Here is a 16,080-nt window from a genome sequence, read left to right as displayed (position 1 = left end):
AGGTCTGTCAGTGCGGAAACTTATCGGATAAAACGGTTTCTTCAGCCCTGCGTCCTGGATTCCCACTTTCGTGGGAATGACGGAATGTAGGTTCGTAGGAATGACGCGGTGCAGGTTTCCGTGCGGATGGATTCGTCATTCCCGCGCAGGCGGGAATCTAGGTCTGTCGGTGCAGGAACTTATCGGATAAAACGGTTTCTTGAGATTCCGCATCCTAGATTCCCGCCTGCGCGGGAATGACGGCGGAGAAGTTTCTGCTTTCCCGATAAATGTCCACTTTCGTGGGAATGACGGAATGTAGGTTCGTAGGAATGACGCGGTGCAGGTTTCCGTGCGGATAGATTCGTCATTCCCGCGCAGGCGGGAATCTAGGTCTGTCGGGGCGGAAACTTATCGGGTGCAACGGTTTCTTGAGATTCCGCATCCTAGATTCCCGCCTGCGCGGGAATGACGGCGGAGAAGTTTCTGCTTTCCCGATAAATGCCCACTCTTGTGGGAATGACGGAATGTAGGTTCGTGGGAATGACGCGGTGCAGGTTTCCGTATGGATGGATTCGTCATTCCCGCGCAGGCGGGAATCTAGGTCTGTCGGGGCGGAAACTTATCAAATAAAATGGCTTCTTCAACCCTGCGTTCTAGATTCCCACTTTCGTGGGAATGACGGAATGCAGGTTCGTGGGAATGACGCGGTGCAGGTTTCCGTATGGATGGATTCGTCATTCCCGCGCAGGCGGGAATCTAGGTCTGTCGGTGCGGAAACTTATCGGATAAAACGGTTTCTTCAGCCCTGCGTTCTGGATTCCCACTTTCGTGGGAATGACGGGATGCAGGTTTCCATGCGGACGTGTTCGGATTCCCGCCTGCGCGGGCATGACGGCGGAGAAGTTTCTGCTTTCCCGATAAATGCCCACTCTCGTGGGAATGAAGGCTGCCGCATTAAATAGCAAACGAATCATTTCAAATAAAAAAGCCTGTCTTTCGACAGGCTTTTTTTACACCAATCTTTTCAGATTAGAATTTGTGACGCAGACCAACCATGCTGGCAGTTTTTTCGACTTTTTCTGCGCCTTTGCCTTGTTTCAACCAACCGGCAGAAACCAGAGCGGAAGTGCGTTTGGAGAAGTCGTAGTCGGCACCAACGATAACTTGGTCGTATTGGTAACTTGCTACTTTCTCGCCATTCACTTTAGCTTTGAAGCCGTGAGCGTAAGAAACGCGAGGTGTTACGTTGCCAAAACGGTAAGCGGCAGTAGCGGCAACTTGAGTTTGCTCGTCTTTTTTACCAATATCGGAATCGTTGTTTTTGGCAGCTTCATACTGACCGGCAACAGAAACGTACAGGTTATTGGCATCGTAACCGGCAACTACGCGGTGTACTTGGTAATCCTTAACAGCATGGGCACTTGCAGTACCTACTGCAACACGTTTTGCCTCATCGTTCAAATCAGCATATTTGGCAAAAGAGCCTGCGTATTGACCGAAGAAACCGGCATTTTCGTATTTCAGACCGGCGTGGTAAGACTCACGGCTGGACAGCTTATGGTCGTATTTATCCTTATCATTCGCATTGTCGCGCGGAACGTATTGTACGCTGCCGCTGAAGCCTGCAAATACGGGAGAGTCGTAGCGTACGGAGATTTCACGGCTTTCTACACGACCGATAGTACCCAGTCCCAGTACATCTTCGGTGTTAGAACTAGATTCCCAAGCATTGACGTTGTCGCCGCTGTCTTTCAATACGGTGTTCAGATTACCGGCGCGGACGGTACCGAAGTCGCCTTTCAAGCCGATGAAGGATTGGCGGTTACCCCAGCCGCTGTTAGTGCCGGCGATAGAGGCTTTTTGTTCCAACTGCCAAATGGCTTTCACGCCGTTGCCGAAGTCTTCTTGACCTTTGAAACCGATTTTAGAACCGAAGTCGGCAATTTGGGTTGCAGTTTTGGATTTTTCGCCGTGTTCTTTTACGCGAGAAACTTCTACACCTGCTTTAACTGTACCGTACAGGCTAACGTCAGCCATCGCTGCAACAGGCAGAGCTGCCAAAGTCAGAGCAATCAGAGATTTTTTCATTGCTGTATTCCTTTTCGTAGTTAAGAAATTTAAGCAGACCTAACTTTCCAATCCGCTTAGGCTTTACACCTACCGCCGAGGGGTTCGGCGATTTCATGTCTGAAACTATAAATGTTCCTGTCTGAAAAAACAAACTTCTGCCTGTTTTTGTGTGGAATCCGATGTGCATTTTGAAGGGCGGATAGAGATATTATGAATATTTTTTGTTTTATAACATATGGTTATTTAAAATTTTTAAGATTTGCATTTTTACAACACTTACTTGGGAAGGCATTGGAGGGCATTGCAAACCGGGGGTTATAAAGACAGCAAAAACCGCACACGCGGTTTCTTTCGGAACGGGCGGATGTGAAATCCGCCCCTACAATAAAATGCCGTCTGAACCGACAGGTTCAGACTCCTGCCGGTAAAAATGGCGGCAGCAAGGTTTTCCGTTTTGAATGCCGTCTGAAAGGAGGAAAAGATTGCGGGCGAGTGTAAAACCCGACCCTGCGGCAGGATAATGAACACAATCCATTCAGACTATTCAATCAGGCAAACATTTCCTGCAATACTGCAAACAGTTTTTCAGCCGTACTGTTGTCTAAATTTCCAAGATGTTTGACCAATCCGGCTTTATCCACAGCCCTAATCTGTTCGGGCAAAAGCAAACCGTCTTTATCCTGAAAGCGGACATTGACGCGGAACGGGGCAGGACGGCTTCCGCTCGTCATAGGAACGATCAGCACAGTCTTGAGATAGTTGTGTATTTCAGGAGGAGATACTACGACACAAGGACGTGTCTTTTTGATTTCGCTTCCTACGGTCGGGTCTAAGGAGACCAGATAGATTCCGCCGCGTACTACCATATCCATTCTTTATCCGCTTCGTTTTCAATTTCGGAAAAAAAATGCTCCTGCTCGGTTTCGACAAGCATTGCGGCAGCTTCTGCCCATCCCCTGCGAACGGTAGGACAGCTTAAAATAATATTGCCCTTTTCAACTGTAACAGCCAAGCTGTCCACTGCCCCTATTTGACTCAATAATGATTTGGGCAGAATCACTCCTTGCGAGTTTCCCATTTTGCGTATGTTGAGAATCATATACGTACCCTATTTACCAGCTTATGTAATAACAATGTTATTACCTTGATGAGGTAGTGTCAACATTGAAAAAGATTGCCTGACAGTTTGTCCGATTTCAAAATCTCCGCGACAAGAATGTTTTAAAGCCATTCGGGGATTTGGGGACGGATGATGCCGTATGCCTCGGGATAGTCGACGCCGGTCAGGTAAAGCCCGTCGGGCATGAAGGTCGGCGGGGCTTTGAGGCGGCTGCGTTCTTGAATCAGTGCGGCGAAGCCTTCGACGCTGAGTCTGCCGCTGCCGACATAAACGAGCGCGCCCATGATGTTGCGTACCATGTGGTGCAAAAAGGCGTTGCCGTGCAAATCGAGGCGGACGAGTCCTGCGCTTTGGGTAAGGTCGGCGCGGTAAATGGTTTTGACGGGAGATTTTGCTTGGCACTCGGCGGCGCGGAAGCTGGAGAAGTCTTGTTCGCCAATCAAATAGGCGGCAGCCCGGCGCATCGGCCCGATGTCGAGTTTGAGGTGTGTCCAGCCTGCCCTGTTTTTGAGCAGGGGGGAACGGACGGGGGCGGATTCGAGCAGGTAGCGGTAATGCCGTCCGTATGCGTCGAAGCGGGCGTGAAATTCGGGGGCGACCTGTCGAGCGTGCAAAACGGCAATGCCTTCGGGCAGGTGGGCATTTACGCCGCGCACCCATGCCTGAACCGGACGGACGGCGGCAGTATCAAAATGAACGACTTGGGCAGTCGCATGAACGCCGGTATCGGTTCTGCCGGCAACGGTGGTGGCGACAGATTCTCCTGCGATTTGGGCGAGTGCGGTTTCCAATGCCGTCTGAACGGTCGGTACGCCGCCAGCCTGTTTCTGCCAGCCGTAAAAACGGCTGCCGTCGTAAGATAGGGTCAGTGCCCAGCGTTGTGTGTCGGGGGGTTGTGTGTTCATTGCGGATTCTGCCGGTGGGTTTCAGACGGCATTGTATCGCAGATTTTGCAGGGAAACGGCAAACGCCCGAGGCGCGCGGCGTTGTTTGGGGAGATGTTCGGGGTGAAAAATACAGTTGCTACAGTTTGCCGAATCATCAGAAATACCTGCATCGTCATTCCCGTGCAGGCGAGAATCTAGGATGCGGAATCTAAAGAAACCGTTTTATCCGATAAGTTTCCGTGCCGACAAGTCTAGATTCCCGCCTGCGCGGGAATGACGGCATATCAGTTTCCGTATTGATTTGAGTCTATGAGAACGGTGTAGGATTGGTAGGGTCAGCAATCCGCATGGTGGGCTTGCTGTATGGACAATTCCGGATTCCCGCCTGCGTGGAAATGACGGCATATCGGCAGGCGCAGGGTGTTTTGCATTTGATAAAAATGCCGTCTGAAAGCTTCAGACGGCATTTCTGCGGCAACCGGATTATTTCCAAACCAAAAGCGCGTGGTTGCGTTTGCCGCGCCGGAGGATGGTGTATTTGCCGAAACGTTTGTGTTCGTCGGTCAGTAGGCAGGCATCGTCGGGGCGTTCGGCGGCGTGGTCGGGGTTGTTGGCTTCGGCAGGTTTGCCGTTGAGCAATACCGCTTTGCTGTTCACAAAGCCGCGCGCTTCTTTATTGGAGGATGCCAAACCGGTTTTAACTAAGACTTCGACGACATTGATGCCGTCTGAAACTTCAAATGCAGGCAGGCCGTCGAGGGCGAGCTGCTCGAAGTCGCTTTCGGTCAGGCTGCTTTGGTCTTCGGCAAACAGGCTTTCGGAAATGCGTTGCGCGGCGGCAAGGGCTTCTTCGCCGTGAATCAGGCGGGTCATTTCTTCGGCGAGGATGCGTTGCGCTTCGGGCTTGCTGCCGCTGGCTTGGTCTTTCGCTTCGATGGCATCGATTTCTTCGATGGACAGGAAGGTAAAGTATTTCAGGAATTTATACACATCGGCATCGGCGACTTTCAGCCAGAATTGGTAGAACTGATAGGGCGAGGTTTTTTTCGCGTTCAGCCACACCGCGCCGCCTTCGGTTTTGCCGAATTTGGTGCCGTCTGATTTGGTAACCAAAGGCAGGGTCAGGCCGAACACTTGTTTTTGATTCAGGCGGCGGGTCAGGTCGATACCGGCGGTGATGTTGCCCCATTGGTCGGAGCCGCCGATTTCCAAAACCGCGCCGTGGCGTTTGTTCAACTCGGCAAAGTCGTAGCCTTGCAGCAGGGAGTAGGCGAACTCGGTGAAGGAAATGCCTGCGCCGTCGCGGTCGATGCGCTGTTTGACGGATTCTTTGTTCAGCATGGCGTTGACGGAGAAATGCTTGCCGATGTCGCGCAGGAAGTCGAGGCAGTTCATTTTGCCGAACCAGTCGGCGTTGTTGGCCATAATGGCGGCGTTTCCGCCTTCAAAGCTCAAGAAAGGGGTTAATTGGCTGCGGATGCTTTCTACCCAGCCGGCAACGGTTTCGGCGGAATTCAAGCTGCGTTCGGCGGCTTTGAAGCTGGGGTCGCCGATCATGCCGGTCGCGCCGCCCACCAATGCAATCGGCGTATGGCCGGCTTGTTGGAAGCGGCGCAATGCCAATACGGGCAGCAGGTGTCCGATGTGCAGGCTGTCGGCGGTCGGGTCGAAGCCGCAATAAAGGGCAATTTTTTGTTCGTTCAACAAAGCGTCTAAGGCTTCGATGTCGGTAGTTTGCGCGATAAGGCCGCGCGATTGTAGGTCTTGGATGACGCTCATCGGTCTCTTTCAAAAAAATTAGCGTTTTTGCAAACCGCCGATTGTAACAAATTTAAGCGAATCAATGGTTGTGGCGCGTATCGAGAAACCGTTGTTTTTCGGAAAAACGCTTTGCCAATTCTGTGCCGCCGTAAGGGTTGATGTGGTCTTTGTCCGAGTAAACCGGCAATCCGCCGATTTGGAAATCTGCGGGGATATAGGCGGCGGCATCAATAACATAGACGTTGGGGTATTTGGCTGCTAATTCCCTGATGCGGGCATTGGCTTTCAGGGTGCTTTCGTCGTCCGGATGCAGGGTTTGGCGGTAGCCCGGTATGCGTGAAGACAAGATATAGGCACGTTGTACGTTGTAAGACGAGGCAAGGTTGTCCGCCATCAGGTAAACGGCTTGTTTTTCGGACGAGAGTTTGTGCAGCATACGGTCGAATTTTTGGAAAAAACCGGCATCGTAGGCAAGGGAGCGGCTGTTTTCGGGCATCTGGCTGCCCCAGCGCATCGCCAAAACCACTTTTGAATACCGGGGCAGGTGTTCTTCGGCATAGCGGTAAACGGCGCGGCAGGCGGCCCAGTTTTGGAACACGCGGGACGCGTAGCCCTCAACATAGGCGCAGGCGTCGGCGGAAACCATAGTGGCAGACCATTTTTCTTTTTTACCCACGGCATCGAAGAATGTTTTGTAATGGTCGGCGTGGGAGTCGCCCAAAACCAGCAGCTCCGGCTGTTTTTCCGTATCCCCCCACAGGCATTGTTTGACGGTATTGTTGTGGCAGGAGGTGTTGGAACGCGTCAGCCCCAAGCGGTCGTATTGCGCCATAAACGGCAGCCTCATCGCGAAAAACGAGCCCGCCCCCAAAATGAGCATAGGCAAGGCATAAATCCATAAAACGGATTGTGCGAACGAACCTTTCCATTTTTTAAACGGCTTTTCAATGCAGTGATAAGAAATCAGGGAAAGCAGCAATATCAGGACGATTGCTGCCGCTGTTGAATAAGGCGGCAGGTTGTCCGGGCCGATATAGCGCATAAAGGCCAATATCGGCCAATGCCACAGATAAAGCGAATAGGAAATCAAACCGGCGGCAACAGTGATTTTCCATTGGAAAAATTTTTTAAGCGGGTGTTCGTAATGATTGAAATAAATCAGCGCGGCAACAGCCAGACAGGGAATCAAAGCGGCGGGTCCCGGGAAATAGGCGGTTTGTTCCGAATAGGAAAACAGGCAGGTTGACAATATGCACACGGCAAACAATACGCCGGCGGCGGCACAGCGTCTGCCGATAGCGGGTTGCCGCTGTTGCCGGCAGCGCATCCATACGGCGGTCAGCGATCCTATCAGTAATTCGCAGGCGCGCAGGTGGGGCAGGTAATATTTATCGAACGCGGAAGGTATAAAGGAAGCGGCAAGACTTAAGGCACACAGTGCGGCGAGGAAGCCGAACTGTACGCGCAGGCTTTTGCGGACGACAAGCAGCAGCAATATCGGAAAGGCAAAGTAAAATTGTTCTTCGACCGACAAAGACCAAATGTGCAGCAGGGGCTTTTCTTCCTGCGCGGGAGCGAAATAATCCTTCCCCCTTGCAAAATACAGGTTGGAGGCGAAACCCAAGGCGGTCAGCGCGGATTTCCACAAAAGAAAGAAATCGTCTTTGGTGAATAAAAAGAAGCCGCCTGCCAGCGTTGCCGCCAATACGGCGAAAAATGCGGGCAAAATCCGCTTAATGCGGCGGATATAAAATGTCTTCAGTGGAAACCTCCCCCCCCCCCCCGACATTTCGCGGTGAAGAATCATCGTCATCAAAAAGCCTGAAATCACGAAAAATATATCGACACCGAGAAACCCGCCCGGCAGCCAATTTTTTTCGATATGGAACACGATGACGGACAAGACGGCGGCGGCGCGCAATGTGTCGATGTCCGGACGGTAGAGTAAGGCTTGGCTCATAATGTTTTTGCTTTCATCGCGGCGGCGCAAATGCCGTCTGAAAGGTCATTTTGTATCGGGGCTCGGGATATTCGGAATGCCAGACGGCTTTTTGTAACAGCGAGGCAGGCGGTTTGTTTTGCAGGAATCGGTGGCGGCAAATCGTGCGGGCGGGATTTTATTTTGATACGGCCGCATTCCGGCGGTACGGGAAACGCTGAAAACCACCAAAACCGGCTTCAGACGGCATTTCCGGCAAAGCCGTCTGAAAACCTGCCGCATTTGGGTTACACGTTAAACAAAAAGTGCATCACATCCCCATCCTGCACGACGTATTCCTTACCTTCCACACGCATTTTGCCGGCTTCTTTGGCTTTGGCTTCGCCGCCGAGCGAGACAAAATCATCGTAGGCAATCACTTGGGCGCGGATGAAGCCGCGTTCAAAATCCGTATGAATCACGCCGGCGGCTTGCGGGGCGGTGTCGCCTTTGTGGATGGTCCAGGCGCGGACTTCTTTGACACCGGCGGTGAAGTAGGTTTGCAGGCCCAAGAGGTCGTAGCCGGCACGAATCAGGCGGTTCAGGCCGGGTTCTTCCAAGCCCATTTCGGCGAGAAACTCGGCTTTTTCGTCGTCTTCCAATTCGGCAATTTCGCTTTCCATCGCGGCGCAAACGGCAACGACGGGGGCGTTTTCTTTTGCTGCCAATTCTTTCAGGCGGTCGAGGTGCGGATTGTTTTCAAAACCGTCTTCGGCAACGTTGCCCACATACATCGCAGGTTTGGCGGTCAGCAGGAACAGCGGTTTGAGCATCGCGCGTTCTTCCGCGTCCAAACCGAAGGAACGCACGGGTTTGCCTTCGTCCAGATGCGGCAGCAGTTTTTTACACAGTTCGACCAGTTTTTGCGCGTCTTTGTCGCCGGAGCGGGCGCGTTTTTCTTCACGGACGATGGCTTTTTCGACACTTGCCAGGTCGGCAAGTGCCAACTCTGTGCCGATGGTTTCGATGTCGGCAATCGGATCGACTTTGCCGGAAACGTGGACGATGTTGTCGTCGTCAAAGCAGCGTACGACGTTAACAATCGCGTCAGTCTCGCGGATGTTGGCAAGGAACTGGTTGCCCAAGCCTTCGCCTTTGCTCGCGCCTGCAACCAAGCCGGCAATATCGACGAACTCGACGATGGCGGGCTGCATTTTTTGCGGATTAACGATTTTCGCCAATTCGGCCATACGCGGATCGGGCACTTCGACGATGCCGACGTTGGGTTCGATGGTACAGAAAGGATAGTTTGCCGCTTCGATACCCGACTGGGTCAGCGCGTTAAAGAGGGTGGATTTGCCGACGTTGGGCAAACCGACGATGCCGCATTTCAAACTCATGTTTTTTCCTGAAAATAGAGAAATTTAACGGAGGATTATAGCATACCGCCGCCCGCGTTCCGAAAAAATGCCGTCTGAAACGGCTTCAGACGGCATCCGGTTTCAAAAACCGTTCAGAACAAGCCGTGAATCACGCCGTGTTCGTCCACATCGATTTTCTCGGCAGCCGGAACTTTCGGCAGACCCGGCATCTTCATCATATTGCCGCACAACGCAACAATGAAGCCCGCACCGGAAGAAACGGTAATGCCGCGCACGGTAATGCGGAAGCCTTCGGGGCAGCCCAGAAGTTTGGCGTTGTCGCTCAGGGAATATTGGGTTTTCGCCATACAGACCGGCATTTTGTCCAAGCCCAGTTTTTCCAGCGAGGCGATTTCGGCAGACGCTTCCGCGCTGAAATCGACATCTTCCGCGCCGTACACTTTTTGGGCAATCGCACGGATTTTGTCTTTGACGGACAACTCGACATCGTAGGCGAAACCAAAGTTATTGGTTTGATTTTCAATGGCGTTGACGACTTTGCGCGCCAAATCCGCGCCGCCCGCGCCGCCTTTGCCCCACACTTCGGTCAGGGAAACTTCAACGCCGTGTTCCGCACAGGCTTTTTCAATCATCGCCAACTCGGCATCGGAGTCGGACACGAAGCGGTTGATGGCGACGACGACGGGCAGTCCGAATACGTTTTTCAGGTTGGAAATGTGTTTCAGCAGGTTGGGCAAACCTTTTGCCAAGGCTTCGAGGTTTTCTTCGCCGAGGTTGGCACGCTCCACGCCGCCGTTGTATTTCAAAGCGCGGACGGTGGCGACGACGACGGCTGCGTCGGGTTTCAAACCGGCAAGGCGGCATTTGATGTCGCAGAATTTTTCCGCGCCCAAATCCGCGCCGAAGCCTGCTTCGGTTACGGCGTAATCGGCAAGGTGTTTCGCCAGACGGGTTGCGGTTACGGAGTTGCAGCCGTGGGCGATGTTGGCGAACGGGCCGCCGTGTACGAAGGCGGGCGTGCCTTCGATGGTTTGCACCAAATTGGGCTTAATCGCATCTTTGAGCAGGGCCGCCATCGCGCCGTGTGCCTTCAAATCTTTGGCGTAAACGGGGCTGCCGTCTTTGGCGTAGGCGACGAGGATGTTGCCCAAACGCTCTTTCAAATCGCTGATGTCTTTGGCAAGGCAGAATACCGCCATCACTTCGGAGGCAACGGTAATATCAAAACCGTCAGGACGCATCACACCGTCAACAGGTTTGCCCATACCGTCGATGATGTTGCGCAACTGGCGGTCGTTCATATCGACCACGCGACGCCACAGGACGCGTTTCGGATCGATGTTCAACTCGTTGTCTTGGTAGATATGGTTGTCGAGCATGGCGGCGAGCAGGTTATTCGCCGCACCGATGGCGTGAAAGTCGCCGGTAAAGTGCAGATTAATGTCTTCCATCGGCAAAACTTGGGCATAGCCGCCGCCTGCCGCGCCGCCTTTCACTCCGAACACCGGACCCAAAGAAGGCTCGCGCAAAGCAATCACAGAGTCTTTGCCGATATGGCGCAATGCGTCCGCCAAACCGATGGTTACGGTGGTTTTGCCTTCGCCCGCCGGAGTCGGGTTAATGGCGGTAACCAAAATCAGACGGCCTTGTTTTTGCGGCAGTTTAAACGCTTCGGCAGGATTGATTTTGGCTTTGTAATGACCATAGGGCTCGATGTTGTCAACGTTCAAACCCAGCTTGGCGGCAATTTCACCAATCGGGCGCATGGTGGAAGACTGGGCAATTTCAGCATCGGTTTTGAAGCTCATGATTTTCCTTTATTGAGAGAGGGAAAGGCCGTCTGAAACAATACAATAAAGACGGCTGGAAGAAAAAGAATATTCGTTCTATTATAACGTTTTCCAAAGACAAACCGCAGTGAAAATTTTGATATTTCATCAACAAGCGGATTCATATTGTCAACAATTTGAAACAAAGGAAAAAACATGGGCAGCAACGCATGGCTGTTTTGGGCATTGGCATCGGCAGGCTTCGCCTCATTGACCGCCATTTTCGCCAAAATGGGTTTACAGGGCATAGATTCAGATTTCGCCACCTTTATCCGCACCTTGGTCATCCTTGCCGCTTTGGTACTGTTTTTAACCTACACCGGCAAATGGCAGGGCGTGAACGGCTTTACCGGCCGCAACTGGACATTCCTCATCCTATCCGGACTCGCCACCGGCGCATCCTGGCTCGCCTACTTCAAAGCCCTGCAACTGGGCAACGCCTCGCAAGTCGCCCCCGTCGACAAATTCAGCCTAGTCTTGGTCGCGCTGATGGCGGTGGTTTTCTTGGACGAACGCCCCAGTACGCAGGAATGGATAGGCTTGGGGCTGGTAACGGCGGGCGTGTTGACGCTGGCACTGAAACGGTAAAGCCGCAAGAAATAAATGAAATACCGTCTGAAAAACTGTTTTCAGACGGCATTTCCGTTTCTGTCCATCCTCAGCACTCGACACGGATACGGGGACGGCTTTTTTCCGGAGCGTGGCAGCGAGTCCGGCAAACGCGGCTTCGTTTGCCAACACGACTTCGGAGATGTCGAGCCAGTTCAGACGGCATCGGGCAAGCAGCTCGACACAACTGTTGTAAGGATAAGGAACGGCTTTTTCCGTTTCCGACTGCCGCTCGAAGTCTTCTTCGGTAACGACAAATCCGCCGCCGACCGAATAATAAACCTGTTCCTTCAATACCGTGCCGTCTGAAGCATAGGCGGTAAATCGCAGGCCGTTGGGGTGTTTGGGCAGCACTTGATTGCCGAGTATGTTCAGGTCGCGGTCGGGGATGAAGCAGATTTCTTGCCCGTTGAGGCAGAGGATGTGCTGCGTGCGGATGCGTCCGAGGCGTTCGGGAATGCCGGCAAGCGGGATGTCGTGCGGCAGGCTGCCTTCCAAACCGAGCATCAGCGCGTCGAACGTTCCGTGTCCGTATCCGGTCAGTGCAAGCGAGCCGTAAATGTCGATGGCGATGCGGGCGGTTTGCGCGTCCAAGCCTGCGGCAAAGGCGGCGGCCTTCATCGGGCCGACCGTATGCGGACTAGAAGGGCCGATACCGATTTTGAAAATATAGTGGATTAAATTTAAACCAGTACAGCGTTGCCTCGCCTTAGCTCAAAGAGAACGATTCTCTAAGGTGCTGAAGCACCAAGTGAATCGGTTCCGTACTATTTGTACTGTCTGCGGCTTCGTCGCCTTGTCCTGATTTTTGTTAATCCACTATATCAAAAATGCTGATTATGGTTTTGCTCCGAAAGGCGGTTTCAGACAGCATGGCTTCCGTTTGACAAACCAAAAGGAGACGCGGCAAGCTGCCCGTCTCCTTTTTTTAAAATGGCACTTATGCGTCGATATTTTGGGCAATCAGCGCGTTGTTTTCGATAAAGGCGCGGCGCGGTTCGACCTCGTCGCCCATCAGCGTAACGAACACTTCGTCGGCGGCGATGGCATCTTCGATGCGCACTTTCAACAGGCGGCGCACGGCGGGATCCATCGTGGTTTCCCAAAGCTGCTCGGGGTTCATCTCGCCCAAGCCTTTGTATCGTTGGATGGACATACCTTTTTGGGCAACGCTCATCAAGATGTCCAAAGCGGCTTCAAAGCTGTCCACGTCGTACTCGTTTTCGCCTTTGTAAAGCTTGGCGCCCTCGCCGACCATGCCTTTGAGCGCGGCGGCGGTTTGGGTAAGGGTTTGGTAGGCTTTGCTGTTGAGGAACTTGGGTTCGATGTAGCTGACCATGACGTTGCCGTGCAGCTTGCGCGTGATTTTGATGAACTGGTGTCCTTCATGACCTTCGATGCGTTCGAGGGCGACTTCTTTTTCGTCGAGCAAACCGGAAAGTTCGGCAACGGCTTTATCGGCGTTTTCAGACGACGTCAAATCGACGGGCGACGCGTACAGCATGGCGCGCAGGACGAGTTCGTCCACGAAGCGGCTTTCCTGTTCGATAACGGTTTTTGCCAACAAGAATTGTTTGGCGGTGTCGGCAAGTTCTGCGCCTTCGATGGTGCGGCCGTCTGAAACGATTTTGGCTTTTTCCAAGGCAAGGCCGAGCAGCCATTGGTCTTTTTCCAATTCGTCTTTGAGGTAACGCTCCTGCTTGCCGTATTTGGCTTTGTAGAGCGGAGGCTGGGCGATGTAAATGTAGCCGCGCTCGAGCAGTTCGGGCATTTGGCGGTAGAAGAAGGTCAGGAGCAGGGTGCGGATGTGCGCGCCGTCCACGTCGGCATCGGTCATGATGATGATGCGGTGGTAACGCAGTTTTTCGGGGTTGAACTCTTCTTTGCCGATGCCTGCACCCAGCGCGGTAATCAGGGTCGCGACCTCTTGGCTGGCAAGCATTTTTTCAAAACGGGCTTTTTCGACGTTCAAAATTTTGCCTTTGAGCGGCAAAATGGCTTGGAATTTACGGTCGCGGCCTTGTTTGGCGGAACCGCCTGCGGAATCGCCCTCGACCAGATAAAGCTCGGACAAGGCAGGGTCTTTTTCTTGGCAGTCGGCGAGTTTGCCGGGCAGTCCCAAGCCGTCCATCACGCCTTTGCGGCGGGTGATTTCGCGTGCTTTGCGGGCGGCTTCGCGCGCGCGGGCGGCATCGACGATTTTGCCGGTGATGATTTTGGCTTCGTTCGGATTTTCTTCGAGGAAGTCGGTCAGGGCTTGGCTGATGACTTCGTTGACAACGGGGCCGATTTCGCCGGAAACCAGTTTGTCTTTGGTTTGCGATGAGAATTTGGGGTCGGGCAGTTTGACGGACAACACGCAGGTCAAACCTTCGCGCATATCGTCGCCTGCGGTTTCCACTTTGGCTTTTTTGGCGACTTCGTTGGCTTCGATATAGTTGTTGATGGTGCGGGTCATCACTTGGCGCAACGCGGTCAAGTGGGTGCCGCCGTCGCGTTGCGGAATGTTGTTGGTAAAACACTGCACGCTTTCTTGGTAGCTGTCATTCCACTGCATCGCGCATTCGACGCTCATGCCGTCTTTCTCGCCGAACGCGTAGAAGATTTTTTCGTGCAACGGCGTTTTTTTGCGGTTCATGTATTGCACGAAACCCGCCACGCCGCCGGAAAGGGCGAAGCTTTCGTGTTTGCCGTCGCGTTCATCGGTCAATTCGATGTCCACGCCGTTGTTCAGGAAAGAAAGTTCACGGATGCGTTTGGCAAGGATGTCGAAGCTGTATTCGACGTTGCCGAAGGTTTCCGTACTGGCGAGGAAGCGCACGGTCGTGCCTTTTTTGTCGGAATCGCCGACCACTTTCAACGGCTCTTCGGTTTCGCCGCGCACGAAGCGGACGAAGTGTTCTTTGCCGTCGCGGTAGATGGTCAGCGTTACCCAGTCGGACAGCGCGTTGACGACGGACACACCCACGCCGTGCAGACCGCCGGAGATTTTGTAGCTGTTGTTGTCGAACTTGCCGCCTGCGTGCAATACGGTCATGATGACTTCGGCGGCGGAACGCCCTTCTTTCGGGTGGATGCCGGTAGGCATACCGCGCCCGTTGTCGGCGACGCTGACGGAATGGTCGGCGTGGATGGTAACGGTGATTTTGTCGCAATGTCCGGCGAGTGCTTCGTCGATGGCGTTGTCCAATACTTCAAACACCATATGGTGCAGGCCGCTGCCGTCCTGCGTGTCGCCGATGTACATACCGGGGCGTTTGCGTACCGCTTCCAAGCCTTCGAGCACCTGGATGCTGTCGGCGCCGTATTCTTCGTGTTTTTGTTCAGTCATATTTTTTGCCGGATTTTGAAAAGATTTTGCGATGCCGCCAAAACAGTCCGCGCCTTGTGGAAAAAGCGGGCGGGACGGCGTATATAATTGTGTATTATAGCCGATTTCGCCGCCTGATTCAGCGTTATCCGCATCCGGATGCCGTCTGAAAGGGCGGGCGGCGCATTGGCGGCCGGTACGGGCGCGGGATTTGCCGGCAAAGTGGCAAAAGCGTTTTTTTGCCACTAAAATCTACACCCTATACTTTTCGGACAGGGGCGCGGAAATGGAAATATGGAATATGTTGGACACTTGGCTCGATGCCGTCCCGATACGTGCGGAGGCGGCCGAATCCGTGGCGGCGGTCGCGGCTTTGCTGCTGGCGCGCGCCCTTCTGTTGAACATCCACTTCAGACGGCATCCGGATTTCGGCATCGAAAGCAAGCGGCGGTTTTTGGTTGCCAGCCGCAATATAACGCTGCTTTTGGTGCTGTTTTCGCTGGCATTTATCTGGTCGGCGCAAATTCAAACGCTGGCTTTGTCGATGTTTGCGGTGGCGGCGGCGGTCGTCGTGGCGACAAAAGAACTGATTATGTGTCTGTCGGGCAGTATTTTAAGGTCTGCCACCCAGCAATACTCGGTCGGCGACTATATCGAAATCAACGGCCTGCGCGGGCGCGTGGTCGACATCAACCTGTTGAACACGCTGATGATGCAGGTCGGCCCGAACCCCTTGGTCGGACAGCTTGCGGGAACCACCGTTTCTTTCCCCAACAGCCTGCTGTTGAACCACCCCGTGCGCCGCGACAATATTTTGGGCGACTATGTCATCCATACGGTCGAAATCCCTGTTCCCATCCATTTGGATTCGGATGAAGCCGTATGCCGTCTGAAAGCCGTACTCGAGCCCTTGTGCGCGCCCTACATCCCCGCCATCCAGCGGCATTTGGAAAACGTGCAGGCGGAAAAACTGTTTATCACGCCCGCCGCCAGACCGCGCGTTACCCGCGTGCCGTACGACGACAAGGCATACCGCATCATCGTCCGCTTCGCCTCCCCCGTTTCAAAGCGGCTGGAAATCCAACAGGCCGTCATGGACGAATTTTTGCGCGTACAATACCGCCTGTTAAATCATCCCGCCGACTCCGAAACACTTTAACTTTCCCCGGCCGGCACCATTTCCGGCTTCAGACGGCATATTGCCGATATGCC

At 53.5% G+C, this 16,080-nt stretch carries 13 protein-coding genes and 1 pseudogene; 2 read left to right on the top strand and 12 right to left on the bottom strand.

Annotated elements, in window-relative coordinates; genetic code table 11:
* Nucleotides 1–1,011 precede the first annotated feature (1,011 nt).
* From porB to ACNAU7_RS09580, 10 genes are all read right to left on the bottom strand, one after another.
* The gene (porB, locus tag ACNAU7_RS09625) at nt 1,012–2,070 is read right to left on the bottom strand and encodes a trimeric porin PorB (RefSeq protein ID WP_416302091.1); all 1,059 of its coding nucleotides are present in this window, start codon (nt 2,068–2,070) and stop codon (nt 1,012–1,014) included.
* 530 nt (nt 2,071–2,600) lie between these two features.
* Entirely contained in the window at nt 2,601–2,924 is a 324-nt protein-coding gene (locus tag ACNAU7_RS09620; RefSeq protein ID WP_002214977.1) for a type II toxin-antitoxin system PemK/MazF family toxin, read from the bottom strand.
* A complete protein-coding gene (locus ACNAU7_RS09615; RefSeq protein WP_002227726.1) occupies nt 2,912–3,151 on the bottom strand; it encodes a hypothetical protein in 240 nt (79 codons plus the stop codon). The genes ACNAU7_RS09620 and ACNAU7_RS09615 overlap by 13 nt, the downstream gene beginning before the upstream one ends.
* 122 nt (nt 3,152–3,273) lie before the next feature.
* Nucleotides 3,274–4,077: a tRNA pseudouridine(38-40) synthase TruA gene (truA, locus tag ACNAU7_RS09610; RefSeq protein WP_416302090.1), complete on the bottom strand. Its 804-nt coding sequence runs from the start codon at nt 4,075–4,077 to the stop codon at nt 3,274–3,276.
* The gene (locus ACNAU7_RS09605; RefSeq protein WP_416302089.1) at nt 4,074–4,214 is read right to left on the bottom strand and encodes a hypothetical protein; all 141 of its coding nucleotides are present in this window, start codon (nt 4,212–4,214) and stop codon (nt 4,074–4,076) included. The genes truA and ACNAU7_RS09605 overlap by 4 nt, the downstream gene beginning before the upstream one ends.
* Before the next feature lie 180 nt (nt 4,215–4,394).
* Nucleotides 4,395–4,526 carry a hypothetical protein gene (locus ACNAU7_RS09600; protein WP_275068414.1) on the bottom strand — a complete coding sequence of 44 codons (132 nt, stop codon included), beginning with the start codon at nt 4,524–4,526 and terminating at the stop codon, nt 4,395–4,397.
* A gap of 16 nt (nt 4,527–4,542) precedes the next feature.
* The gene (gene tyrS / locus ACNAU7_RS09595; RefSeq protein ID WP_416302088.1) at nt 4,543–5,838 is read right to left on the bottom strand and encodes a tyrosine--tRNA ligase; all 1,296 of its coding nucleotides are present in this window, start codon (nt 5,836–5,838) and stop codon (nt 4,543–4,545) included.
* A gap of 61 nt (nt 5,839–5,899) precedes the next feature.
* Nucleotides 5,900–7,780: an acyltransferase family protein gene (locus ACNAU7_RS09590; RefSeq protein ID WP_416302087.1), complete on the bottom strand. Its 1,881-nt coding sequence runs from the start codon at nt 7,778–7,780 to the stop codon at nt 5,900–5,902.
* A gap of 266 nt (nt 7,781–8,046) precedes the next feature.
* Entirely contained in the window at nt 8,047–9,138 is a 1,092-nt protein-coding gene (gene ychF / locus ACNAU7_RS09585; RefSeq protein WP_308085570.1) for a redox-regulated ATPase YchF, read from the bottom strand.
* Nucleotides 9,139–9,251: 113 nt separating this feature from the next.
* Complete coding sequence (locus ACNAU7_RS09580; RefSeq protein ID WP_416302086.1) at nt 9,252–10,928, bottom strand: formate--tetrahydrofolate ligase; 1,677 nt, start codon at nt 10,926–10,928, stop codon at nt 9,252–9,254.
* 177 nt (nt 10,929–11,105) lie between these two features.
* Here ACNAU7_RS09580 and ACNAU7_RS09575 point away from each other — a divergent pair, with 177 nt between their 5' ends.
* Entirely contained in the window at nt 11,106–11,537 is a 432-nt protein-coding gene (locus ACNAU7_RS09575; protein ID WP_003761693.1) for an EamA family transporter, read from the top strand.
* Between the two features lie 84 nt (nt 11,538–11,621).
* Here the strand turns inward: ACNAU7_RS09575 and ACNAU7_RS09570 are convergent.
* Nucleotides 11,622–12,227, bottom strand: a pseudogene (locus ACNAU7_RS09570) (serine dehydratase beta chain); the annotation flags it as partial.
* A gap of 271 nt (nt 12,228–12,498) precedes the next feature.
* Nucleotides 12,499–14,889: a DNA topoisomerase (ATP-hydrolyzing) subunit B gene (gene gyrB / locus ACNAU7_RS09565; RefSeq protein WP_416302085.1), complete on the bottom strand. Its 2,391-nt coding sequence runs from the start codon at nt 14,887–14,889 to the stop codon at nt 12,499–12,501.
* A 265-nt stretch (nt 14,890–15,154) separates the two neighbouring features.
* On the opposite strand from gyrB, the gene ACNAU7_RS09560 reads away from it, so the two are divergent.
* Complete coding sequence (locus ACNAU7_RS09560) at nt 15,155–16,027, top strand: mechanosensitive ion channel domain-containing protein (RefSeq protein ID WP_416302084.1); 873 nt, start codon at nt 15,155–15,157, stop codon at nt 16,025–16,027.
* Nucleotides 16,028–16,080 lie beyond the last annotated feature (53 nt).

The organism is Neisseria sp. LACPHL-SPEC-2024-00856 (genome assembly GCF_047915665.1).
Taxonomy (GTDB): Bacteria; Pseudomonadota; Gammaproteobacteria; order Burkholderiales; family Neisseriaceae; genus Neisseria; species Neisseria polysaccharea.
This window is presented reverse-complemented; position numbering and strand designations above follow the sequence as displayed.

Coding starts and splice junctions, on each gene's coding strand:
- porB (WP_416302091.1), bottom strand. CDS start 2,070: ATGAAAAAATCTCTGATTGCTCTGACTTTGGCAGCTCTGCCTGTTGCA.
- ACNAU7_RS09620 (WP_002214977.1), bottom strand. CDS start 2,924: ATGGATATGGTAGTACGCGGCGGAATCTATCTGGTCTCCTTAGACCCG.
- ACNAU7_RS09615 (WP_002227726.1), bottom strand. CDS start 3,151: ATGATTCTCAACATACGCAAAATGGGAAACTCGCAAGGAGTGATTCTG.
- truA (WP_416302090.1), bottom strand. CDS start 4,077: ATGAACACACAACCCCCCGACACACAACGCTGGGCACTGACCCTATCT.
- ACNAU7_RS09605 (WP_416302089.1), bottom strand. CDS start 4,214: ATGATTCGGCAAACTGTAGCAACTGTATTTTTCACCCCGAACATCTCC.
- ACNAU7_RS09600 (WP_275068414.1), bottom strand. CDS start 4,526: ATGCCGTCTGAAGCTTTCAGACGGCATTTTTATCAAATGCAAAACACC.
- tyrS (WP_416302088.1), bottom strand. CDS start 5,838: ATGAGCGTCATCCAAGACCTACAATCGCGCGGCCTTATCGCGCAAACT.
- ACNAU7_RS09590 (WP_416302087.1), bottom strand. CDS start 7,780: ATGAGCCAAGCCTTACTCTACCGTCCGGACATCGACACATTGCGCGCC.
- ychF (WP_308085570.1), bottom strand. CDS start 9,138: ATGAGTTTGAAATGCGGCATCGTCGGTTTGCCCAACGTCGGCAAATCC.
- ACNAU7_RS09580 (WP_416302086.1), bottom strand. CDS start 10,928: ATGAGCTTCAAAACCGATGCTGAAATTGCCCAGTCTTCCACCATGCGC.
- ACNAU7_RS09575 (WP_003761693.1), top strand. CDS start 11,106: ATGGGCAGCAACGCATGGCTGTTTTGGGCATTGGCATCGGCAGGCTTC.
- gyrB (WP_416302085.1), bottom strand. CDS start 14,889: ATGACTGAACAAAAACACGAAGAATACGGCGCCGACAGCATCCAGGTG.
- ACNAU7_RS09560 (WP_416302084.1), top strand. CDS start 15,155: ATGGAAATATGGAATATGTTGGACACTTGGCTCGATGCCGTCCCGATA.